Source organism: Neobacillus sp. S1115, assembly GCF_055385565.1.
The window spans coordinates 2,003,642-2,027,789 of record NZ_AP038275.1 but is presented as its reverse complement, the minus strand read 5'-3'; the positions used below and the strand labels follow the sequence as shown (position 1 = coordinate 2,027,789).

Annotated in this window: 21 protein-coding genes; all 21 read right to left on the bottom strand. The window is 41.8% G+C overall.

Annotated elements, in window-relative coordinates; all coding sequences use genetic code 11:
• Positions 1–85: 85 nt before the first annotated feature.
• The gene (pnp, locus tag ACZ5B7_RS09965) at positions 86–2,203 is read right to left on the bottom strand and encodes a polyribonucleotide nucleotidyltransferase (RefSeq protein WP_464493592.1); all 2,118 of its coding nucleotides are present in this window, start codon (positions 2,201–2,203) and stop codon (positions 86–88) included.
• 220 nt (positions 2,204–2,423) lie between these two features.
• On the bottom strand, positions 2,424–2,693 hold the full coding sequence (gene rpsO, locus ACZ5B7_RS09960) for a 30S ribosomal protein S15 (protein ID WP_213116319.1): 270 nt from the start codon (positions 2,691–2,693) through the stop codon (positions 2,424–2,426).
• A gap of 159 nt (positions 2,694–2,852) precedes the next feature.
• Positions 2,853–3,815 (bottom strand): bifunctional riboflavin kinase/FAD synthetase, encoded by a 963-nt coding sequence (gene ribF, locus ACZ5B7_RS09955; RefSeq protein ID WP_464493591.1) that lies wholly within the window; start codon positions 3,813–3,815, stop codon positions 2,853–2,855.
• A 30-nt stretch (positions 3,816–3,845) separates the two neighbouring features.
• Positions 3,846–4,766 (bottom strand): tRNA pseudouridine(55) synthase TruB, encoded by a 921-nt coding sequence (gene truB / locus ACZ5B7_RS09950; protein ID WP_464493590.1) that lies wholly within the window; start codon positions 4,764–4,766, stop codon positions 3,846–3,848.
• A gap of 106 nt (positions 4,767–4,872) precedes the next feature.
• Entirely contained in the window at positions 4,873–5,244 is a 372-nt protein-coding gene (gene rbfA / locus ACZ5B7_RS09945) for a 30S ribosome-binding factor RbfA (RefSeq protein ID WP_213140761.1), read from the bottom strand.
• 17 nt (positions 5,245–5,261) lie between these two features.
• Positions 5,262–5,540 carry a DUF503 domain-containing protein gene (locus ACZ5B7_RS09940; protein ID WP_464494465.1) on the bottom strand — a complete coding sequence of 93 codons (279 nt, stop codon included), beginning with the start codon at positions 5,538–5,540 and terminating at the stop codon, positions 5,262–5,264.
• Positions 5,540–7,855, bottom strand: coding sequence for a translation initiation factor IF-2 (gene infB / locus ACZ5B7_RS09935; protein ID WP_464493589.1), 2,316 nt, complete (start codon positions 7,853–7,855; stop codon positions 5,540–5,542). Before infB ends, ACZ5B7_RS09940 begins: the two co-directional genes overlap by 1 nt.
• A 20-nt stretch (positions 7,856–7,875) precedes the next feature.
• Positions 7,876–8,178, bottom strand: a complete 303-nt coding sequence (locus tag ACZ5B7_RS09930) for a YlxQ family RNA-binding protein (RefSeq protein WP_213116324.1) — start codon at positions 8,176–8,178, stop codon at positions 7,876–7,878.
• On the bottom strand, positions 8,175–8,459 hold the full coding sequence (gene rnpM, locus ACZ5B7_RS09925) for an RNase P modulator RnpM (protein WP_464494464.1): 285 nt from the start codon (positions 8,457–8,459) through the stop codon (positions 8,175–8,177). Before rnpM ends, ACZ5B7_RS09930 begins: the two co-directional genes overlap by 4 nt.
• Before the next feature lie 17 nt (positions 8,460–8,476).
• The gene (gene nusA / locus ACZ5B7_RS09920; RefSeq protein ID WP_213140764.1) at positions 8,477–9,604 is read right to left on the bottom strand and encodes a transcription termination factor NusA; all 1,128 of its coding nucleotides are present in this window, start codon (positions 9,602–9,604) and stop codon (positions 8,477–8,479) included.
• A gap of 38 nt (positions 9,605–9,642) precedes the next feature.
• Positions 9,643–10,113 carry a ribosome maturation factor RimP gene (gene rimP / locus ACZ5B7_RS09915; protein ID WP_464493588.1) on the bottom strand — a complete coding sequence of 157 codons (471 nt, stop codon included), beginning with the start codon at positions 10,111–10,113 and terminating at the stop codon, positions 9,643–9,645.
• Between the two features lie 252 nt (positions 10,114–10,365).
• A complete protein-coding gene (locus ACZ5B7_RS09910; protein WP_464493587.1) occupies positions 10,366–14,691 on the bottom strand; it encodes a PolC-type DNA polymerase III in 4,326 nt (1,441 codons plus the stop codon).
• 934 nt (positions 14,692–15,625) lie between these two features.
• Positions 15,626–16,888, bottom strand: a complete 1,263-nt coding sequence (rseP, locus tag ACZ5B7_RS09905) for an RIP metalloprotease RseP (RefSeq protein WP_464493586.1) — start codon at positions 16,886–16,888, stop codon at positions 15,626–15,628.
• Positions 16,889–16,975: 87 nt separating this feature from the next.
• On the bottom strand, positions 16,976–18,118 hold the full coding sequence (gene dxr / locus ACZ5B7_RS09900) for a 1-deoxy-D-xylulose-5-phosphate reductoisomerase (protein WP_423801696.1): 1,143 nt from the start codon (positions 18,116–18,118) through the stop codon (positions 16,976–16,978).
• A 29-nt stretch (positions 18,119–18,147) separates the two neighbouring features.
• Positions 18,148–18,936 carry a phosphatidate cytidylyltransferase gene (locus ACZ5B7_RS09895; RefSeq protein WP_464493585.1) on the bottom strand — a complete coding sequence of 263 codons (789 nt, stop codon included), beginning with the start codon at positions 18,934–18,936 and terminating at the stop codon, positions 18,148–18,150.
• Between the two features lie 32 nt (positions 18,937–18,968).
• Complete coding sequence (locus ACZ5B7_RS09890) at positions 18,969–19,745, bottom strand: isoprenyl transferase (protein WP_213140770.1); 777 nt, start codon at positions 19,743–19,745, stop codon at positions 18,969–18,971.
• Between the two features lie 248 nt (positions 19,746–19,993).
• Complete coding sequence (gene frr, locus ACZ5B7_RS09885; protein ID WP_213140771.1) at positions 19,994–20,551, bottom strand: ribosome recycling factor; 558 nt, start codon at positions 20,549–20,551, stop codon at positions 19,994–19,996.
• A complete protein-coding gene (pyrH, locus tag ACZ5B7_RS09880) occupies positions 20,551–21,276 on the bottom strand; it encodes a UMP kinase (RefSeq protein ID WP_213140772.1) in 726 nt (241 codons plus the stop codon). Before pyrH ends, frr begins: the two co-directional genes overlap by 1 nt.
• A gap of 117 nt (positions 21,277–21,393) precedes the next feature.
• Complete coding sequence (gene tsf, locus ACZ5B7_RS09875; protein WP_213140773.1) at positions 21,394–22,278, bottom strand: translation elongation factor Ts; 885 nt, start codon at positions 22,276–22,278, stop codon at positions 21,394–21,396.
• A gap of 133 nt (positions 22,279–22,411) precedes the next feature.
• A complete protein-coding gene (gene rpsB, locus ACZ5B7_RS09870) occupies positions 22,412–23,116 on the bottom strand; it encodes a 30S ribosomal protein S2 (RefSeq protein ID WP_464493584.1) in 705 nt (234 codons plus the stop codon).
• A gap of 192 nt (positions 23,117–23,308) precedes the next feature.
• Positions 23,309–24,088, bottom strand: coding sequence for a GTP-sensing pleiotropic transcriptional regulator CodY (codY, locus tag ACZ5B7_RS09865; protein ID WP_213116337.1), 780 nt, complete (start codon positions 24,086–24,088; stop codon positions 23,309–23,311).
• Positions 24,089–24,148 lie beyond the last annotated feature (60 nt).

The following is a 24,148-nucleotide window of genomic DNA, read 5'->3' as shown; positions in this document are numbered from 1 at the left end:
ACGAGCAGGGACAAGGTAGAACGATGATAAAGCATGCCAATAGAAAAAGAAAAAGTCAGGAGCGGCCTCCTGACTTTTTAAACGATTATTGATTTTGTTCAGCTTTTTCCTTCTGTTCCTTAAGGACAGCTTTACGCGATAAATTAACGCGGCCTTGTTTATCAATTTCGGTCACTTTCACTAAAATTTCATCGCCGATTTTCACGACATCTTCCACTTTTCCTACCCGCTCTTCAGCAAGCTCAGAAATATGGACTAAGCCGTCTTTGCCGGCAAAGATTTCAACGAAAGCACCGAATTTTTCAATCCGTTTTACTTTACCAAGATACAATTCCCCTACGACAACTTCACGGACAATATCTTCAATAATTTTCTTCGCTTTTTGATTCATTTCTGAATCAGCAGATGCGATAAAAATAGTTCCATCCTGTTCGATGTCAATCTTAACCCCAGTTTCTTCAATAATTTTGTTAATTTGCTTCCCACTAGGTCCAATAACATCGCGGATCTTATCCGGATTAATCGTCATGGTCAGAATTTTTGGCGCAAACCGCGAAAGATCAGGTCTTGGTTCAGCAAGTGTAGCAAGCATAGAATCAAGGATCTGCATTCTTCCGACTTTGGCCTGCTGCAATGCTTCTTCTAAAATTTCACGGGAAAGACCCTCAATTTTAATGTCCATTTGCAGAGCAGTAACACCTTTGGCTGTACCGGCTACTTTAAAGTCCATATCGCCAAGATGGTCTTCCATCCCTTGAATGTCCGTTAAAACGGTATAGTGCTCTCCTGATTTCACAAGACCCATAGCGATACCGGCAACAGGTGCTTTAATTGGTACACCGGCATCCATCATGGCTAATGTGCTGGCACAAATACTTGCCTGCGAAGTAGACCCATTGGATTCAAGCACCTCTGATACAAGTCGAATCGTATATGGGAAATCCTTTTCAGATGGCACAATCGGCTCTAGGGCACGCTCCCCTAGTGCACCATGGCCAATCTCCCGGCGGCCTGGCCCGCGGATCGGTCCCGTTTCCCCGACGCTGAAGGATGGGAAATTATAATGATGCATAAAGCGTTTTTCTTCTTCAATTCCGAGACCATCAAGAATTTGCACATCCCCCATTGCACCAAGGGTACAAATGCTTAACGCTTGGGTTTGTCCCCTTGTAAATAACCCTGAACCATGGGTACGCGGCAGGATTCCTACTTGGGAAGATAAAGGACGAATCTCATCAATTTTCCGGCCGTCCGGACGGACTTTTTCTACTGTGATTAAGCGGCGGACTTCACCTTTAACCATCTTGTCCAAAATTTGTTTAACCTGTTTTAGCTCATCATCGGCAGCTTCCTGCTCAACAAAATGAGCCAATACTCGATTCTTTACATCAGTGATGGCAGCTTCTCTAGCATGTTTTTCTTGAACTTGAATGGCACTGATCATGTCTGTTTCACACATTTCCCGCACCTTTGCTTCAAGCTCCTTGTCAAGCTCATACAGGTTTATCTGCCTTTTTTCTTTGCCGATTTCAGCAACGATTTTCTCTTGGAATTCTATTAACCGCTTGATTTCTTCATGGCCAAACATGATAGCCTCAAGCATGATTTCTTCAGGTACCTCATCGGCCCCTGCTTCAACCATGTTAATAGCATCCTTTGTACCGGCAACCGTTAGGTGGATATCACTCTTTTCAGCCTGCTCCACCGTTGGATTGATCACGAATTCATTATTTACACGGCCGACTACAACGCCGGCAATCGGGCCCTCAAACGGGATGTCCGATACCGATAAAGCCAGTGATGACCCGAACATCGCGGCCATTTCTGAAGAACAATCCTGATCCACACTCATTACAATACTGATTACTTGAACATCATTACGAAAACCATCTGCGAAAAGCGGACGAATTGGTCTGTCAATCAATCGGCTTGCCAAAATCGCTTTTTCACTTGGACGTCCTTCCCGTTTAATAAAGCCTCCGGGAATCTTACCGACTGCATATAATCTTTCCTCATAATTCACTGTTAATGGAAAAAAGTCTAGGTTCTTAGGCTCCTTAGACGCTGTGGCCGTACTTAAAACGGCTGTATCTCCATAACGGACCAAGACTGCACCGTTAGCTTGTTTGGCTAGTTGCCCAATTTCAACTGTCAGATTGCGGCCGGCCCAATCCATGGAATACTCATGTTTTTGCTGATCCATATTTTTACCCCTCTCTATCTAAATCACTTAGGAGGATGACGCGAAACTTATTCGCTGGTATCATCTTTCTAATGTAACTATAAAAAAGCGAAAACGCTTGTGATTTCAAACCAAATTAGTATTAGTATGCACAAAAAATCATGACTTAAAAATTATGTATGAAATATTCAATAACTTTTAAAAGCTAACAAAAAAGCGGGAAAAATCCCGCTTCTGTAAACTAACGACGTAGACCAAGCTTATTGATTAACACGCGGTAACGTTGAACATCTTTGTTACGCAGGTAAGTTAAAAGATTACGACGTTTACCAACCATTTTCAAAAGACCACGACGTGAGTGATGATCTTTCTTGTGAGTACGTAAGTGCTCGTTCAAATTGTTGATTGATTCTGTAAGGACAGCGATTTGAACTTCAGCAGAGCCTGTGTCGTTCTCATGAGTTTTATACTCATTGATGATTTCGTTTTTACGTTCTTGTGTGATTGCCATCCAGGTTCACCTCCTATTTCTCAATCCCCTTATGCCGAGCAAGCGTCGGTGATTCGACTTGCCAAGCAAAGGTTCATTTAGTACGTATTTAAGAATACAATGTTTTGTCGCAAAATGCAAGTTCATTCCATCATATATTATAGGAAAACTTCTCTTCTTCTATACATCAAGCAATTTGTGTTTTTTCGCAAAATATTCCAAAGCCTTATTTTTATCTTTTTCAATTTGCTTTACAAGTTCTTCTATTCCAGAAAACTTTTGTTCATTTCGCAGGAATAGATGCCACTCAATTACGGCATCCTCCCCATAGATATCCTTATGAAAATCAAATAAATGAACTTCAATCGACAGCTTGACTGCCTCCTTATTAAAGGTAGGCTTATAGCCAACATTACAAACACCATTATGCATACTGCCGCTAACCATCATCCTTACCGCATAAACACCTGTAGGGGGAATAATGTATTCATCATTTAATTCAATATTTGCCGTCGGAAAACCAATGGTCCGTCCGCGTTTATCACCATGGACGACATACCCTGAAGTTGTGTAATACCTTCCCAAAAGGTGCGAAAGTTCCTCAACAGTCCCCTCTTTAAGAAGTCGGCGAATTCTGGTCGAGCTCACCTTTTCGCTCCCCTCGGTAAATTCCGGAATAACAGAAAAGGTAAATTTCTCTCTTGAGTGAAATGGAATGGTCTCCATCGTCCCTTTGCCCATCCGGCCGTAGGTAAAATCAAAGCCTGCGGTCGCATGCTGCACATTCAGCCCGATAACGTATTGGTCAATAAATTCTTGAGGCAGAAGATTGGCAAATTCTGGGGTAAAGTGAACGACAAAAAGATAATCAATACCCATTCCCCCGATAATTTTGATTTTTTCTGCTAATGGGGTAATGGATTTTACATGCTTTTCATTTTTCCCTAAAACCACAGAAGGATGAGGGTCAAAAGTCATGACTGCGCTTGACAGTCCTTGTTCATCAGCTTGCTTCTTTGCTTCAAGTATTACCTGCCTATGCCCGCGATGCACGCCATCGAAATAGCCAAGGGCCATCGATAAAGGAGGCAGCGCCTGCAGATCTGACACATTTAGTGGAAAACTTAATCTTTTTACTTCCAACTGAAACTCACCTTTTCTATACAGGAACCTTTATTCGAGTTCATTTCTTAGAACCTTCATCGGCTTTAAGAGGCCTTGCTTATTGGGATGCTTTGCATAGATAGCAAGCGCCAGCCCTTTAGCCGTTTCGGCAATAATAGGTCCGTCACAAGTTTTTAAATTCTCTGGAATTTCTAAAAGTGCACCGTTTTTCACTTTCTCTGCTACTTTATCATTAATCTGCATTTTCGGCAAATGAGAAAGTGCCGATTCCAATGGTCGTAAAACCTGCGAAATGCTCCCTTCTGCCATTAACCTTTCCACTTCTTCAAGCGTAAGGCAATCAGTAAGTGTGAACGAAGCCGATTGCGTCCTTACCAATTTCGACATATGCGCTGGAAACCCCAAAGCCTCACCAATCATGACAGCTAAGGTTCGAATATAAGTGCCTTTACTGCAGCTAACCTGAAAGCGGAAGCTGATAGTCTCGCCAGCGAATTCAGTCCGTTCATCAAGAAGGTTAATCGAATAAATCATTACTTTCCTTGATGGGCGTTCCACGACAATCCCTTTTCGGGCATATTCATAAAGACGGACCCCATTCACTTTAACGGCGGAATACATTGGTGGTGTTTGCTCAATTTCGCCGGTTAACGACTGTAGTACCTTTAGAATTTCTTCGCGGCTGATGGTCCGGTTAACCATTTCCTTTTCCACCACGTCACCAGAAGCATCTTCCGTTGTCGTGGAAAAACCAATGGTTACTTCACCTTCATACGCCTTGCCTGCATCTGTAATATACTCGGCTATTTTTGTCGCTTTCCCGATACAGATTGGGAGGACTCCGGTTACATCAGGGTCAAGTGTTCCAGTATGACCGATTTTCTTTGTTTTTAAGATCTTCCGCAATTTAAAAACACAATCATGAGAGGTAAGCCCCGCCGGCTTCAATAATGGTAAAATGCCTTCCAATTTTCACAACCTCTTTCCTGTCATCCCCGAAAAAAATGGATAGACTTTTTCGTCTATCCATTTTCCTCATTTGTGAGGATATGCAAACTATTTGGTATAAGATGAGTTATTCTTCTTCATTTTTTTCCATCGGGCTTCCGTCAGAATGTAAATCATGAAGAAGTGTTTCGATGCGATTCCCATAATCAATGGATTCGTCGAATTCAAAGATAATTTCGGGAGTTTTGCGAAGGCGAATACGATGGCCGATTTCGCTTCGAATAAATCCTTTTGCTTTTGCAAGGCCTTTAAGCGTATTCTCCCTCTGTTCATCATCACCCAATACCGAAATAAAAACTTTAGCTTGCTGCAAATCGCCTGTTACCTGAACGTCTGTAACGGTCACAAAACCAATCCGAGGATCTTTTATCTTGCGTCCGATAATGTCACTCAGTTCTTTCTTCATTTGCTCTCCAACACGATTTGGTCTGTGGCTCATTCAATTCACCTCTTCATTTAAAGCCATTCCATTTCGGTGACTGTTCTTTCTATCTCTGGAAACGAGTCAATTAGTTTTAATGCATTCTGCAGCTCATGCTCTGTTGACACCCGCGCTGCCGTAACAGCGACAATGGCTATTTTAGTCCGCTGCCAGACATGGTGATAGTCAACCTCTGCTACTGACACATTAAATTTTTGTTTTAAACGAGTAAGAATTCGCTGTAAAACAGCTCGCTTCTCTTTTAAGGAATGTGCATCGTAAATGATGCATTCACAAACGGCTGCGCCGATTATCATTTCCGCTCGATTTCCTCCATTACATACGCTTCAATAATATCTCCCTCTTTAACATCATTAAAGTTTTTAATGGTGATACCGCATTCGTAGCCTTGGGATACTTCCTTGGCATCATCCTTGAAGCGTTTTAAGGCATCAATCTCACCTTCAAAAATAACAACCCCGTCGCGAATGACACGGATACCGCTATCACGGGTAATTTTCCCGTCGATTATATATGAACCGGCAATCGTTCCGACCTTTGAAACCTTGAATGTCTGGCGGACCTCAGCCTGACCGATAACTTTCTCAACAAATTCCGGATCAAGCATACCCTTCATGGCCGCTTCCATCTCTTCAATGACTTTATAAATAATGCGGTGTAAACGGACATCTACTTTTTCCGCTTCTGCTGCACGTTTGGCATTCACGTCAGGACGAACATTAAAGCCGATGACAATGGCGTTTGAAGCAGCTGCGAGCGTGATATCAGATTCGTTAATGGCGCCTGTTCCATTATGGATAATTTTGATGTTTACACCTTCGACATCAATTTTTTGCAAGGAAGCAGCTAACGCCTCTGCAGAACCTTGAACGTCTGATTTCAAAATGACATTCAGATCCTTCATTTCTCCCTGCTTTAATTGTTCAAAGAGATTGTCTAGGCTGACACGTGTTTTTTCACCGCGCTGGGCAACTAATGCGATTTGAGCACGTGATTCTCCAACTTGACGGGCTGTTTTCTCATCATCAAATACAACGAAGCGGTCTCCTGCCTGAGGTACATCACTTAGTCCGGTAATTTCAACCGGTGTAGATGGACCTGCATCCTTAACCCGGCGTCCTAAATCATTCACCATTGCCCGCACACGTCCGAATGTATTTCCGACGACAATTGGATCACCAATTTTTAGCGTTCCATTCTGAACAAGCAAGGTTGCAACGGATCCGCGCCCTTTATCCAATCTAGCCTCAATGACAGTTCCTACTGCATTCCGTTCCGGATTTGCTTTATATTCTTCTACTTCGCTTACTAACAGGATCATTTCAAGAAGACTGTCAATTCCCTCACCTGTTTTAGCGGATAGCGGAACAAATATAGTATCCCCGCCCCAAGCCTCGGCTACTAAACCGTGCTCAGTAAGCTCTTGCATAACCCGGTCGGCATTTGCTGCTGGTTTATCCATTTTATTAACAGCAACAATAATCGGAACTTCAGCTGCCTTAGCATGGTTAATTGCTTCTACTGTCTGAGGCATAACACCGTCATCAGCAGCAACCACCAGGATTGTAATATCTGTAATTTGCGCACCGCGGGCCCGCATTGTTGTAAACGCAGCGTGTCCAGGTGTATCTAGGAACGTAATCTTCTTTCCGTTTTCGATTACTTGATAGGCACCAATGTGCTGAGTGATTCCGCCTGCCTCTCCCTCAGTAACTTTTGTATTACGGATGGAGTCAAGCAAGGTTGTTTTACCATGGTCAACGTGACCCATGATTGTCACAACAGCCGGGCGTTCCACAAGGTTTTCCGCTGTATCTTCTGTGAAATAAATTTCCAAATCGGTCGCATCAACTTTAATTTCTTCTTCGACCTCAACACCATACTCACCGGCAATTAATTCAATTGCATCTTTGTCTAAATCCTGATTGATTGTTGCCATGACGCCAAGCAGGAATAGCTTTTTGATTAGTTCAGAAGGCTCTCTGTGCAGCTTCTTGGCTAGTTCTGCAACCGTTAAAGATTCACTGAAGGTAATTTTAGTAGGAAGCTCCTTCTCTTTCTTCTTTTGCGGCGCTTGGGATTGTTGCTGCGTATGGTTTTGTTGATGATTTCTCTTCTTATTTTGTTGATGATTACGATTTTGTTGTTGATTATTATGGGGACGACTTTTGTTTTTCCCAGCTTGAAATGCTTTATTTTCTTTGGATTGATATTCCTGTTCGTGTTTTTTGCCTTCTTTTGCTTTTGGCGCTCCCGGAGCAACCTTTACTTTGGAAGGCACGACAAGTTTTTCATCATCGTCCTCATAAGCCTTTGGCGTCGTTTTAGTCTGCACCTGTGGCTTTGTCTGAACCTTTTGTTGAGTTTGGCGACCATTGTTATTATTATTGTTATTGCTACGGTTTTGTTCAGCCGTATTTCCAGTCTTTTTCTGCTGCTCTTTGTTTTCATTTTTATTGTAGGCAGCATCAAGCTTTTTAATATCTGATGATTCTAGAGTTGCCATATGATTTGAAACCTCTATGTTCATTTCTTTTAATTTTGTAATGATTTCTTTACTAGATAGGTTATGTTTTTTTGCATACTCATAAACACGCATTTTACTCATTATTTTCACCCCCGCAAGATTTAATCGAGCACTTGTTTAAGTTTTTTGGCAAATCCATCATCCAAAACGGCTGCCACAACGCGGGCCTCTTTGCCAATCGCCTGGCCAAGAAGATAACGATTTTCAACCATTTTAATTGGAACCTCATACGAATTACATTTGTCGGTAATTTTTTTTGTCGTATTTTGTGATGCATCTGCGGATAATAAAACGAGCTTCGCATTTCCACTGCGGATTTGCTTAACGGTAAGCTCCTCACCAGATATTACTTTTCGTGCTCGATTGGCCAGTCCAAGCAATGACATCCATTGGTTTTCGTTCATTTAGACGACCTGTTCTCCTTCTCTATCAACTCAAGCAGCTCATCATATAACGATTCGGAAATCGTAACCTCTAAATGGTTTGCCAAAATATTCTTTTTCTTTGCCAAGAGGACGGCATCTTTTTCCTTTGAAAGATATGCACCCCTGCCCGATTTTTTTCCAGTTAAATCGACGGATACATCTCCTTCTTTTGAGCGAACGATGCGAACGAGTTCTTTTTTCGGTTTCATTTCACCAGTGGCCACACATTTCCGCATAGGAACTTTTTTCTTTGTGTTCACCATCATTCACCTCTGATCTAATCTAATTCTTCATCGTTAAAATCGTCAAAATCAGTATCCGCCCCATCATCGAATAGACGAATTGTTTCTTCACGAGGATAAATCCCCATTTCACGAGCCTCAGATTCTGATTTAATATCAATTTTCCAGCCGGTTAATTTAGCCGCTAAACGAGCATTTTGGCCGCGTTTCCCAATTGCTAATGAAAGCTGATAATCCGGCACAACAACCGTTGTCGCTTTTTCATCTTCATTTACTGAAACATCCAGCACTTTCGATGGGCTGAGCGCATTGGCTACAAAAACAACCGGGTCATCAGACCATTTTACAATATCGATTTTTTCGCCCTTTAATTCGTTTACAACTGCTTGGACACGAGCACCCTTCGGACCAACACAAGATCCAACTGGATCTACCTCAGGGTTATCGGAGTGAACTGAAATCTTCGAACGGTCGCCTGCTTCGCGGGCAACGGATTTAATTTCTACCGTCCCATCATAGATTTCCGGCACTTCGATTTCAAATAAACGTTTTAATAATCCCGGATGAGTCCTTGAAACAAATATTTGAGGTCCTTTTGTTGTTTTTTCTACCTTAGTAATAAATACCTTAATTCGATCATGCGGCTTATAACGTTCATTTGGCATCTGCTCATTGATTGGGAGCAGAGCTTCTATTTTACCAAGGCTGACATAAATAAATTTTGAATCAAGTCTTTGGACGATACCAGTCATGATATCTTCTTCACGGTCAATAAATTCAGAATAAATAATTCCTCTTTCCGCTTCTCTGACTCTTTGTGTCACAACCTGTTTAGCAGTTTGGGCAGCAATTCGGCCGAAATCCTTCGGCGTTACTTCCATTTCGACGATATCCTCAACCTGATAGTTTGGATTGATTCTTATCGCATCTTCTAAGGAAATTTCAAGACGTGGATCAAACACTTCGTCCACTACTTCTTTACGTGCAAAAACACGCATTGAACCAGTTTCCAGGTTTAAATCAATTCTGACGTTTTGCGCTTGATTAAAATTACGGCGGTAAGCCGAGATAAGTGCTGCTTCAATGGCTTCAATTAAAACATCCCTGGAGATACCTTTTTCTCTTTCCAGGACAATAAGAGCATCTATTAGTTCGCTGCTCATTTGAGTATATCCCCCTATTCTATTGTATTTTTCTAAGTTTAAGAAAACGTTACAGCAAGCCTTGCATTTGCCACTTTTTCGTATGGAATTTCAATCGTTTTTTTACGGGTTTTTATTTTCACTTCGATTGTAACAGTTTGACCATCGAAAGCTAAAAGAGTCCCTTCAAAACCTTTTTCACCATCAAGAGGCTCATAAGTTTTAATAAAAACATTTTTCCCGATTGCTTTTTCAAAATCTTTATCCTTCTTTAAAGGGCGCTCTGCACCTGGCGATGATACTTCAAGAAAATAGTTATGAGGAATTGGATCCACTTCATCAAGTTTTTCACTAAGTCGTTCACTGACAATTCCGCAGTCTTCAATATCAATGCCTGTGTCTTTATCGATATATACGCGAAGGAACCAGCTTTTTCCTTCTTTAACGTATTCAATTTCTACTAATTCTAAGCCAAGCTCTTGAAAAATAGGTGCAGCCAGTTCTTCAACAACCTCGGTGACTTTACTCATGCCCTACCTCCTTTTCCAGCAATATCTTCTATGTAGCTATGCAAGTTTAAAATACTGATGAAAAACCATCCTAAACAACACGAAAGAGTGGGAGAATCCCCACTCTTGTACACGAGAGTATGTCTTAGTATTTCCAATAAAACTATAACATAACCATGAATTAGTTGCAAATATCAAAAGCGGAAGCGCCTTGCGCAGGGGCTTATGCCCCGGGGCCCTAGGCACAGGAGCTAGAGTCAGAAAAGCGGAAGGTTAAAACAGCGAAAGCTGGTTTTGCTCAGGCAATGCGCTGAGGCAGCCTTGCTTGTCCAGATACTCAAGGATTGTTTTGGAAACCTTCCCTCTTTGCTGGAGATCTTCTTTCGATAGAAATTCTCCAGCACCGCGGGCATTAACAATATTTACGGCAGCGTTTGTTCCCAGCCCCGGAATGGAGTTGAAAGGCGGAATTAACGTATCTCCTTCAATGATAAATTCCGATGCAGCCGATTTGTACAAATCATAATTCTGGAAGGAATAGCCGCGTTCAGTCATTTCAAGCGCAAGCTCCAACACCGTCAGCAGGTTTTTCTCCTTGTTCGATGCTTCCAAACCCTTCGCATTGATTTCGCCAATTTTTGCACGGATGGCCTCAGAGCCGCGCGTCATTGTTTCTAAGTCGAAGTCCTCTGCCCTAACAGTGAAATAAGCAGCATAATAAAGAAGGGGAAGATGAACTTTAAAATAGGCAATCCTCACAGCCATCAAGACATATGCAGCCGCGTGGGCTTTCGGGAACATGTACTTAATTTTTTTACAGGAGTCAATGTACCATTCCGGTACCTCGTTCCTTCTCATTTCCGCTTCCATTTCTTCCGATAATCCTTTTCCTTTACGGACGGATTCCATTATTTTGAAAGCGAAGGATGGCTCAAGCCCCTGATAAATTAGGTAAACCATGATATCGTCCCGGCAGCCGATTACTTCACTTAGGGTACAAGTCTTATTCTGAATCAATTCCTGTGCATTTCCCAGCCAAACATCCGTACCATGTGATAAACCAGAAATCTGAACAAGTTCTGAGAAGGTCGTTGGCTTTGTATCTTCAAGCATTTGTCGAACAAACCGGGTACCAAATTCGGGAATGCCTAACGTTCCCGTTTTACACATGATTTGTTCTTCTGTTACCCCAAGGGATTCCGTACCGCTGAATATTTTCATTACTTCAGGGTCATCGGTCGGAATCGTTTTTGGATCGATACCGCTCAAATCCTGCAGCATCCTGATCACCGTCGGGTCATCGTGTCCAAGAATATCAAGCTTTAAAACGTTATCGTGAATCGAATGGAAATCAAAATGGGTCGTTTTCCATTCCGAATTTCGATCATCAGCCGGAAATTGGATTGGCGTAAAATCGTAAACGTCCATATAATCAGGAATAACGATGATACCGCCGGGATGCTGACCAGTTGTTCTTTTTACACCCGTACAGCCGGAAGCAAGCCGTTCCACTTCGGCCCCGCGCATCTGGAGGTTATTGTCCTGCTGATAGGCCTTAACGTAACCAAAGGCCGTTTTGTCGGCAACAGTACCAATTGTTCCAGCTCTATAAACGTATTCCTCCCCGAAAAGCACCTTTGTGTAGTTATGGGCCCGGGGCTGATATTCTCCGCTGAAATTCAAATCTATATCGGGAACCTTATCTCCTTTAAAGCCAAGGAAGGTTTCAAACGGGATGTCATGGCCATCTTTTCGAAATTTTGTGCCGCAATGCGGGCAATCTTTATCAGGCAAATCGAAGCCTGAACCGACCGAACCGTCATTAAAAAACTCAGAATGCTTGCAGGATGGACAAATATAATGCGGCGGCAATGGGTTAACCTCAGTTATTTCCGTCATTGTTGCGACTAATGAGGAACCGACCGATCCACGCGATCCGACCAGGTACCCATCATCCAAAGACTTTTTAACAAGCTTATGGGAAATCAAATAAATAACGGCAAATCCATGCCCAATGATACTTTTTAATTCTTTTTCCAAACGGGCCTCAACAATTTCCGGAAGCTCGTCGCCATAAATTTTCCGGGCCATGGCATAACTCATTTCCCGCATTTCTTCATCGGCACCTTCAATTCTTGGTGTGTACAAATCATCCTTTATTGGCTTTATGACGTCAATCATATCCGCAATTTTATTTGTATTTGTGACGACGATTTCCTTTGCCTTTTCTTTGCCTAAGAATGAAAAGGCATCAAGCATTTCATTTGTCGTTCTAAAGTGAACATCCGGAAGCTCATGACGGTTCAGCGGGTTAGCACCGCCCTGTGAGCTGATTAATATTTTTCTGTATATCTTATCGTTTTCGTTCAAGTAGTGAACATTACCTGTAGCTACAACCGGTATTCCGAGCTTGTCACCAAGCGCAACGATGTTGCCGATAATTTCCTCAAGCGCCCGTTCATCACGAACCAGTTCCATTTCAAGGAGCGGGGCATACACCGGTTTCGGCATAACCTCGATATAATCATAAAAGCCTACTACGGCCTCCACTTCGTCAGGAGACTTTTGCATCATCCCCTCAAAAACTTCTCCTTTATCACAGGCGGAACCAACAAGTATTCCTTCGCGATATTTTTGCAGCACCGACCGTGGTATACGCGGTACACGATAAAAATATTCAATATGTGCAATAGAAACGAGCTTAAATAAATTTTTTAACCCATGCTCAGTCTGCGCCAAAAGCGTACAGTGATAAGGACGGGCCCTTTGATAGGCATTTCCTTTTCCCATGTGATCATTAAATTCGTCATGGTAAAAAATCTCTTTTTCCTGCGCATCCTTCAACATTTTCAATAATAAGTATCCGGTTGCTTCTGCATCATAAATCGCTCTATGGTGCTGGGTCAGTTCGATATCAAATTTTTTCGCCAAGGTATTTAATCGATGGTTTTTTAATTCTGGATATAGGAAACGGCCCAACTCCAGCGTATCGATGACAGGGTTTTTGGCTTTTCCAATACCAATTTTTTTATAACCGACATTCAAGAATCCCATATCAAAGGAAGCATTGTGGGCAACTAAGACAGCATCCCCAGTCCAGTCATAGAATTTCTGGAAAACTTCAGCTACCTCTGGAGCATTTTGAACCATGTCATCGGTGATGCCTGTCAGGTTGATGGTTGTCGCTGATAAGCGATGATGCGGATTAGCGAATGATTCAAACCGATCGATGATTTCGCCGTTCCTTATCTTTACAGCAGCAAGCTCGATTATCGTATCGTATACGGCTGAAAGACCCGTTGTTTCAACGTCAAACACGACATAAGTATCTTCAGCAAGAAGCCTGTGGGCATCGTTAAAGGTAATCGGTACACCATCATCGACCAGATTCACTTCAACACCATAAAGAATCTTTATATCATTCTTTTTCCCGGCACTGTAGGCTTCTGGGAAGGATTGGGCTCCGGCGTGGTCGGTAACAGCTATGGCTTTATGGCCCCATTTTTTTGCTTGGGCAATTAAAGTGGCGACAGGAGTGACGGCATCCATCTGGCTCATCGGGGTATGCAAATGCAGTTCGACCCTTTTTTCGTCATCTGGAGCAGTATCTTTCCGGCCAGCAGGCTTAATCTCGTTAATATCATTACCAATCATGACAAGGTCACGAACGAAAGTATCATTTTGAATGCTGCCGCGGACCTTTACCCACATTCCCTTTTTAACAAGTTGGAAGGCATTTGCGTCCTCTTTGTCGCGGGAGAACATTTTAACCATTATGGAACTGGTGTAGTCTGTAATTTTAAAGGTTAACAAGGAGCGGCCGCTGCGCAGCTCGCGAATTTCCGCATCAAATATATAACCTTCGACGACAACTCGTCTTTCTTCATCCACAATATCAATTAAGCTGCGGAGCTCGCTGTTATCCTTAATTGTCAAACCGATTGAAAGCGGACCTTGCGGCACATCACCGCCTCCCTGCTCTTTCTCGGCATCTTGTTTCTGCATTTCGACCATTGCCATTAAGGCACGTTCTTGGTCTTCCTTTTGTTTAGCAATTAAAAATTGTTGATATTCCTCGTTATGTTCTTCACTTTTTATTTCAATCTCAAAGGAAAACAGCGGGAACCCGAAGGATTGATAAATTTCACCGATTAATGGCCCATATTTACGTTTTAAGGTTAATCCCTCTGCCTCGTTTCTAACCGAAACGGTAAGCTTATTGCCACTTACCACAGGCAGCTGTTCATGTAAAAGTTTAATGAGCGGCGGGGAGATTCCATCAATTTGCTGGATGCAATAGCTCCAGTATTCGCTGATTAATTCTGAGGCGTTTTCTTGATTGGTAACTTTTATATCATATGATACTGCTGCAATGTTTGAAAAAGTTCGCTCAATTTGGGCAGTAAACCGCGTGAATACATTGAATGGCAGGACTTTTTCCAATAAAAATTGAAAGTGCCATTTTCTCGCTTTCTTTTCTACCAGTAGCCTTTCGATTTGCGCATTTTGGAAATGCATAACGACTGCATCTTCAGTTAGTTGCAGCTGCTGGAGTAAGAGTTGGAATCGCTCTTTTTTGCCTAAGGCATTTTCGCTCATCCTCTCATCTCTCCCCTCTTTAAAAATCTCTTTTTCTAGTCTATTTCAGAAAGTAATTATACCATATCATCCGAAAAGATTCGGGTTAATTCGACAGAAACCTTTATCCATTTTTAACAAAAAAATTTTACTCATTTTCTTTATCGATTCGCCGCGTTAATTTATTTTAATATAAGGCTTTTCAACAAGTCTGTTGATTGGCGCTCCAGGCACTTCGCTTTCCGTGGGCGTGACGGGGAGCCTCCTCGTCGCTAAAGCTCCTGCGGGGTCTCCCCTGCCCCGTACTCCCGCAGGAGTCTTCGTGCCTTCCGCGCCAATCAACAGGTGTATGCAAATTAAGTCCCTCAACTCCAATAAAATTAGTGGAGAGTTTAATGTTTAAGCCAAAAGAGTTTAGCCAAGTTGTGTATAAATTGTTTCTATTGAAGAATTGGTTCCAAATGTCCAACTTCTTCGCTTGATTGACAAATATATTTATCTTTCTTTTCTTCTAGGAAAAGTTCGTCCTTTTTCTAGTGAGGACAATTATCTTTCAGGATGTTTTTGATGAAATTGTTCTCCTAGCAATGATTCACATAATGGTTAGGGGACGTGTATTATTTACAGATTCAACTCATTTAAAGGCAAACGCCTATAACACATAAGTTTAATGTGTGTTGCAATACTTAGGTGAATTGCCTCCCTGTTGATTGGAGCGGAGGGCACTCGACTCCTGCGGGATAGAGAGGTCACTGGAGACCCCACAGGCGCCAAGGCGCCGAGGAGGCTTCAGGACCTCCCCGCGGAAAGCGAGTGCCCGTAGCGGAAATCAACAGGCCAGTTAGCAGGGATAAATAAAAGTTGGTAATTTAGGTTCAGTCAAAATAAAAAATTGCCGAGAAAAATACCCTTTCTCGACAATCTGTAGGGGGGCCTCATAAATGCCCCTTTTTTATTATTTTAAGAAAAATCGTTGAATATCGTTCCATGTGACAACGAGCATTAGCAGCATTAGCAAGGCGAATCCGATAAAGTGGACCATTCCTTCTTTTTGACGGTCAATCGGTTTGCCGCGAACGGCCTCTACTGCGAAGAACATCAGCCTTCCCCCGTCTAATGCCGGGATTGGCAGTAAGTTCATAATCCCAAGGTTGATGCTTAAAATTCCGGCCCACTTCATTAGGTAGAAGATCCCCGATTTGGCCACTTCATCCGTGGAAACATAAATTCCGACCGGGCCTGATAAGGCATCAATGGAAAATTGTCCGGTTACTAATTTACCGAGCATAACAAAAATCTGCGTTGTCCAGAAATAGGTTTCTTTGGCGCCTGCTGTAACGGCTTGGACTGGCGACTTTTCAACTGGGCTGTAAACACCGATAATCCCCATTTTTTTGCCTTCCACCGTTTTCTCATTAGGCGTAACCGAAATATCCATTTCTTTTCCATTACGTACAACTGAAAAATCAAGCTTTTCGTTTGGATTTTTGCGGATAATTTCAACAACATCAGACCAGCTGCTAATTTCAGAACCATCGATACTTTGGACAATATCCCCTTTTTGTAGTCCTGCTGCTTTCGCGGCACCATCCGGGGTAATCTCACCCAGTTTCGGATCGTTAGTCGGTACTCCCTGCAATAAAGCAATGATAATAAATACCACAAATGCCAATACAAAATTCATCATCGGGCCCGCAAAAATGGCCATAAATCTTTGTCCTAACGTTTTAGAAGCAAATTGCCGATCCAATGGTGCGATTTGTGATGCCACGCCATTTTCGACAATGACTGCCTTTGGATGAATCATAAAGGTTTGCAAATTTTCATCGTCATCCTCAGGGAACCCTTTGATGATTAGGTCCTTTTCAATATCTGCATATTCAACCTCAACAATACGGCAATTTGGGTACTTTTCTTTATTATTCAAGATAAGCTTGGTTGCTTGGCCGTTCTTATCAAATAATAGTCCAATTCGGTAGCCTGGCTTTATTTCAACCATTTCTGGATCTTCGCCAGCCATCCGGACAAATCCGCCAATTGGCAATAGACGAATAGTGTATGTGGTTTCTCCTTTTTTATGGGAAAAGACCTTCGGACCCATCCCAATCGCAAATTCGCGGCAAAGGATGCCTGCCCGTTTTGCAAAAATAAAATGTCCTAATTCATGAAAAAAAACGAGTGCGCCAAATATCACAATAAAGGCAATGACTGTACTCAATAATAAAACCACCTTTTTATTTGGTTTAGAAAGTACCTTTAGACCTCAATATCTGTCTGTCGCCCTTGGTCAAGGCGCTTATTAACTTTATAGCAGTGAATTTACAAACTGCCGCGTTTCCTTGTCAACCTCTTGGATTACACTTAAGCTCGGATGCCGGGTCGTTTGATGAGCACTTAAGGCCTGCTCAATCAAATCTTCTATTTGCAGGAAGCGAATCTTTCCTTCTAGGAATGCTGCGACTGCCGCTTCATTTGCCGCATTCAAAACAGTTGGCATCGTGCCACCGATTTTCCCAGCCTCATAGGCAAACTTCAAACAGCGGAACCTTTCCATATCCATTTCCTGAAAATGGAGTGTCCCAATTTGCGCCAAATTTAAGCGGTTCCCTGTGGTAAGAGGCAATCGGTCCGGATAGGAGAGTGCAAATTGGATCGGTACCCGCATATCCGGTGTTCCCAGCTGGGCAATCACACTTGTATCATGGAATTCAACCATAGAATGAATAATACTTTCCTTGTGAAGCAATACATCAATTTTTTCATAGCCAAGTGAAAACAGCCAATGTGCTTCAATAACTTCGAGGCCCTTATTCATCATCGTTGCCGAATCAATCGTGATTTTCGCACCCATCGACCAGTTCGGATGATTTAATGCTTCCTCAACAGTCACTTCCTCCAGTTCACTACGGGTGCGGTCACGGAAACTGCCGCCAGAGGCAGTTAGAATTAAGCGTTCAATGTTTTTCTCCTTCTCTCCTTGCAGGGCTTGAAAGATGGCCGAATGCTCGCTGTCTACTGGGAGAAGTGCAACATTATTTTTCTTCGCTGCTTCGATCACTAAATGGCCGGCCGTCACCAGTGTTTCTTTATTGGCGATTGCGATTGTTTTCCCGCATTCAATCGCCTGCAACGTCGGGTTTAACCCTACGCTGCCGAGAACAGCATTGACAAGAATATCCGACTTGTCATAAACCGCTGCTTCAATCAGCCCTTCCTCGCCAAACGTAAACTTAAGCTTAGGGAATTCTGCTTTTAATGTATTATAATCAGCCATCGTTTGTACAGAAACAAGCTCAGGCTGAAATTCCGCAATTATTTTTCGCGTTAAATCGATGTTTTTGCCAACGGAAATGGCAGCTAATTTATACTCTTCAGGGTGCTCCCGAAAAATATCCAGGGTTTGGGTACCGATGGACCCGGTCGCACCCAGTAAACTAATTGTCTTCAAACAAGTCAACTCCTAAAAAGAAAAACCTCTTACCAAAGGTGGAAAAAATGCAATAATGGCAAAACAAATAATAAACTGTCAAACCGGTCTAGAATGCCTCCATGTCCCGGTAAAATGGTTCCTGAATCTTTTACATTAAAATGGCGTTTATAGGCAGATTGGACAAGATCTCCGATTTGTCCAAAAACGGATAGAACGATGGTCATGCCTACTATTGTAACAATCCCGGCATTCATATCGCCAAAAACAGCAAACATAATTGCCACTACAGCGGCACAAATAATACCGCCAATTGAGCCTTCAACCGTTTTGTTAGGACTGATTTCCGGCCATAATTTCTTCTTGCCCATCGCCTTGCCAATAAAGTAAGCCCCTGAGTCAGTTGCCCAAATGATGAATAAGGAATAAAAAACATACACAAGACCAGCTTCTCGCGTTTCCATGAGAAAATAAAAACCAATACCTGTATAAATTGCCGAAAGCACTGTAAAAGCGGCATCCTCAAAAGTAAAACGATTTTTTGTAATGACCGTATAGGTCAATAACAAAAGAATAAAAGCAATGCCTAGCTCCGTTTTTGAATAGTAAAAGTCCGCCATTATTTCATTATATTGTGCAGGGAATAAAATAACCCAAAGGAAAAGCAGAGAAAGGAACCCGTATGGAGAAAAAATGCTTAAGCCCTTCATCCTTAATAGTTCATATAGCCCAATGGTTGCTAGCAAATAAGTCAATAATACGAACGGAAGCCCGCCGTAAAATACGATTGGCAAAAAAAGTGCCGCTGCTACGACTCCTGTAATAATTCTTTGTTTCATTTACTGTTTCAACACCTTTTTTGACTGCAAATTTATATTCCTCCAAATCGACGCTGGCGCTTTTGAAACACTTCGATTGCCTCTAACAAATGATCCTCACTGAAATCGGGCCACAACACATCAGTAAACCAAAACTCCGAATAGGCTAACTGCCATAACATAAAATTGCTTAAGCGAATTTCGCCGCTTGTCCGGATTAATAGGTCAGGATCTTTGAAATTGGAAGTCATTAGATAGGAGGAAAATGCCTCCTCATTTAAATCGGTTTCCTTCAGTATGCCACTATTATAATCATTTAAGACTTGCTTCACCGCATCGAGAATCTCAGCCCTGCTTCCATAATTCAAAGCAAAGTTTAACACAAGTCCTGTATTATTCTTTGTTTGTTCCATCGCCTTTTCAATGGCATTTAAAGTATGTTTTGGCAGTTGATGCTTATAGCCCATCATTTTCACTTGAACATTATTGGCCACCAATTCTGGAAGGAAGGTTCCTAGGAATTCCTCTGGAAGCTTCATAATATAATCCACTTCATTTTTTGGCCTTTTCCAATTCTCTGTGGAAAAAGCATACAATGTCAGCACTTTTAGCCCAAGGTCATTGGCCAGCATAGTTGTTTTTCGGACAACCTTCATCCCTTCATGATGACCGGCAATGCGCGGCAGTGCCCGTTTTTTAGCCCATCGGCCATTTCCATCCATAATAATGGCCACATGTTCCGGTACCGGCAATTTTTTAATTTCTTCAATTTTATCTCGGAGTGTGGAAGAGTTATTTTGGTTCTTCCAGATTTTTATTTTATTTAACATGGCAAGCGCTCCTCCATTATTAGCTTTCCTCCGATAATAAACTTCATCGAACTTGTTATAGTATGTAATAGATTTTAATCCAGCATGCCTATATCATACCAAAAAAGAAAAAAGATATCTCATTTCATACTATGTAAAATAGAAAGAATTAAGAATAATGTCAAACAATCCTAACTTATGTATTTTAAAATTTTTCTATTAATAGTGAAAAAACCCCCTAAAAAGAGGGTCATTCTTTACTATTTACGTTACACTTCCATAATTTCTTTTTCTTTATCTTTTGTGATTTGATCAATTTTATGGATGTGATCATCGGTAAGTTTTTGAATATCATCAGAGAATCCGCGCAGGGCGTCTTCTGTAATTTCACCATTTTTTTCAAGCTTTTTCAACTCATCGTTGGCATCGCGGCGAACGTTACGGATCGCGATTTTCGCTTCTTCTGATTCCTTCTTCACCACTTTTACCAATTCTTTACGGCGCTCCTCTGTTAATTGAGGAATGGCAAGCCGAATGATAGAACCATCATTGGAAGGATTTAAGCCTAAATCAGATTTCAGAATCGCTTTTTCAATATCGCCAAGGATTGTTTTATCATATGGCTGGATGACCAATAACCGGGCTTCCGGAGTCGAGATTCCCGCCAGCTGATTAACAGGCGTTGGCGCCCCATAATAATCGACTGTAATTCGATCTAAAAGTGAAGCACTCGCTCTGCCGGCACGAATGCTGGCAAGCTCGCGAGTATAAGCTTGAATTCCTTTTGCCATTCTTTCTTTTGCGGAATTGATGACTTCTTTTGCCATTAGTTTTTCCCCCTAACAATCGTTCCGATTTTTTCACCCATAACGGCCCTTTTGATATTGCCCTGCTCCATGATAGAAAAGACAATAAGTGGAATATCATTATCCATACATAGGGATGATGCAGTTGAGTCCATAACTGCCAAGCCTTCCTTTAAAACATCAAGGAATGAAAGATCATCATATTTTACAGCGTTGGCATCAACACGTGGGTCAGCAGAATAAACACCATCGACATTATTCTTCGCCATCAGGATAACTTCCGCATCAATTTCAGCTGCTCTTAAGGCCGCTGTTGTATCTGTCGAGAAATACGGATTTCCTGTTCCTGCTGCAAAAATGACTACCCGCTTCTTCTCCAAGTGTCTGATCGCACGGCGTCTTATGTAAGGTTCTGCAACTTGACGCATTTCAATTGAGGTTTGTACCCGTGATTCAATCCCTAAGTGCTCTAAACTGTCTTGTAACGCAAGAGAGTTCATTACCGTTGCCAACATCCCCATATAATCAGCAGTTGCCCGGTCCATCCCCATTTCACTGCCAATCTTCCCGCGCCAAATATTGCCGCCGCCGACAACAACTGCCACCTCTACACCGAGCTCGGCAATTTCTTTTACTTGAGTGGCAATTGATTTGATGATTGATGGTTTAATTCCAAAGCCCGAATCACCAGCAAGAGCCTCTCCGCTTAATTTTAACACAACGCGTTTGTACTTAGGACCGTTCATATAAACCTCCATAAAAAATTCTAACTTTTTTCATCTTAAAAAATAGGGAACACAGCGTGTCCCCTATTCAAACATCAATTACAAATACTTCAAACCTTTTAGCCCGAGAATAATTGACTATTTTTTATTCACTTGGTTCATTACTTCTTCAGCAAAGTTATCTTCACGCTTTTCGATACCTTCGCCTACTTCGTAGCGAATGAATTCACGGATTGTAGCGCCTTTAGATTCAACAAATTGACGAACCTTTTGATCAGGATTTTTAACGAATGCCTGGTCAAGAACACAAACATCTTCAAAGTATTTGCCAAGGCGGCCTTCAACCATTTTAGTCACGATATTTTCAGGCTTGCCTTCGTTAAGAGCCTGCTGAGTTAATACTTGACGCTCATGTTCTACTTCCTCTTGAGAAACTTGATCGCGGGAAACATATTTTGGATTTAACGCAGCGATGTGCATAGAAACATCTTTTGCAGCATCGGCATCTGTAGAACCTTCAAGAACAGTTAATACAGAAATGCGTCCGCCCATATGAAGGTAAGCGCCAAATGCATCACTGTCTGTCTTAGAAACTACTGTAAAGCGGCGAAGAGATAGTTTTTCGCCAATTTTTGCGATTGCCGCATTGATATGAGCATCAACAGTTGCACCGTTTTCCATTGTTTGTGCTAATGCTTCTTCCACTGTAGCAGGCTTGTTCTTAAGTAAATGTTCAGCAAGCTCCTTTACAAGTGTTTGGAAGCCTTCGTTTTTCGCAACGAAGTCAGTTTCAGAGTTTACTTCTAGGATAACAGCATCATTGCCATTTGTTGAAATGGAAGTTAAGCCTTCTGCCGCGATACGGTCTGCTTTCTTAGCAGCTTTTGCGATACCTTTTTCGCGTAGGTAGTCAATTGCTTTGTCCATGTCACCGTCTGATTCTGTCAACGCCTTTTTGCAATCAAGCATACCTGCGCCAGTTTTTTCACGTAATTCTTTAACCATTTGAGCAGTAATTGCCATAATTTAATATCCTCCTTCAATTAACTATGTATTCATATCTTTACCAATGAGACCCGGGTTAAACTTTCATTCTTTAAAAAAAGGTGATAAAGGGTCTCCCTCTTATCACCTTTTTTAAGATAAGGCTATAAAATTAAGCTTCTACAGCTACGTCTTCGCCTTGTTTAGCTTCTAGGATAGCATCCGCCATTTTACCAGTTAAAAGTTTAACAGCGCGGATTGCGTCATCGTTTGCAGGGATAACAACATCGATTTCATCCGGATCGCAGTTTGTATCGACGATACCTACGATAGGAATGTTCAATTTCTTAGCTTCTGCTACTGCAATGCGCTCTTTACGAGGGTCGATGATGAACAATGCATCTGGAAGCTGTTTCATATCTTTGATTCCGCCTAAGAATTTCTCAAGACGTTCTTGTTCTTTCTTAAGTTGAACAACTTCTTTCTTAGGTAATACTTCAAAAGTACCGTCTTCTGACATTCTTTCAATATCTTTTAAGCGGCCGATACGCTTTTGAATTGTTTCAAAGTTTGTTAATGTACCACCTAACCAGCGTTGGTTAACATAGTACATACCAGAACGAGCTGCTTCTTCTTTAACAGAATCTTGAGCTTGTTTCTTTGTACCAACGAAAAGGACTGTACCGCCTTCTGCAGCAAGTTCCTTAACCCAGTTATAAGCTTCTTCTACCTTCTTAACTGTCTTTTGAAGATCGATGATGTAGATGCCGTTACGCTCTGTGAAGATATATTTCTTCATCTTTGGGTTCCAACGGCGAGTTTGGTGTCCGAAATGTACACCAGCTTCAAGCAATTGCTTCATAGAAATGACTGACATGTTTTTTTCCTCCTAATGGTTTGTTTTCCTCCGCTCATCTCATCTTTAAGCAGGACTTAAAGTTAAGCACCCTCTGCCTAAATCAACAAGCGTGTGTAATAACACCATGAAATAATATAGCACATGGCCATTAAACAATCAAGGTTTAGATTCAAAAAAATTCCCGGCTCCTGCCGGGAATCCTTTATAACATTAATGTGATTTTAATTTTTCAAGCTCGACCAAGAACTTGTCATTAAGAACTTTAATGTAAGTTCCTTTCATTCCAAGGGAGCGAGATTCGATAACTCCAGCGCTTTCGAGCTTTCTTAAAGCGTTGACAATAACGGAGCGGGTAATTCCTACACGGTCTGCAATTTTTGAAGCGACTAATAACCCTTCATTACCGTTTAGCTCTTCAAAAATATGTTCAATGGCTTCTAGCTCACTGTAAGATAAGGAGCTGATGGCCATTTGCACAACAGCTTTGCTTCGTGCTTCCTCTTCAATTTCCTCAGATTTTTCACGAAGGATTTCCATTCCGACAACAGTTGCACCATATTCAGCTAAGATTAAATCGTCATCATTGAACTTATCATGCAATCTTGCAAGGATCAAAGTACCCAGACGTTCACCGCCGCCAATAATCGGAACAATTGTTGTTAAACCTTCCTGGAATAAATCTTTATTTTCAACAGGGAAAGCTGTATATTGACTATCCACATCTAAATTCGGGGATGTTTCGGTAATTGAGAACAAATTGTTTGTGTATTCTTCCGGAAATTGACGATCCTCGAACATTTTTTTCATACGTTCGTTTTCGATTTGCTGATAAATCGTAATGCCAAGTAGTTTCCCACGGCGGCTGACGATGTAAACATTTGCTTCAATGGTTTCACTTAATGTTGCTGCCATTTCTTTAAAGTTTACCGGTTTGCCTGCTGCCTTTTGCAGCAAAATATTAATCCTTCTTGTTTTTGTAAGTAAATCCATCTGTTTCTTCCTCCTAAATAACTACAACCATTATTAAATTTTTATTGGTAATACGATTTT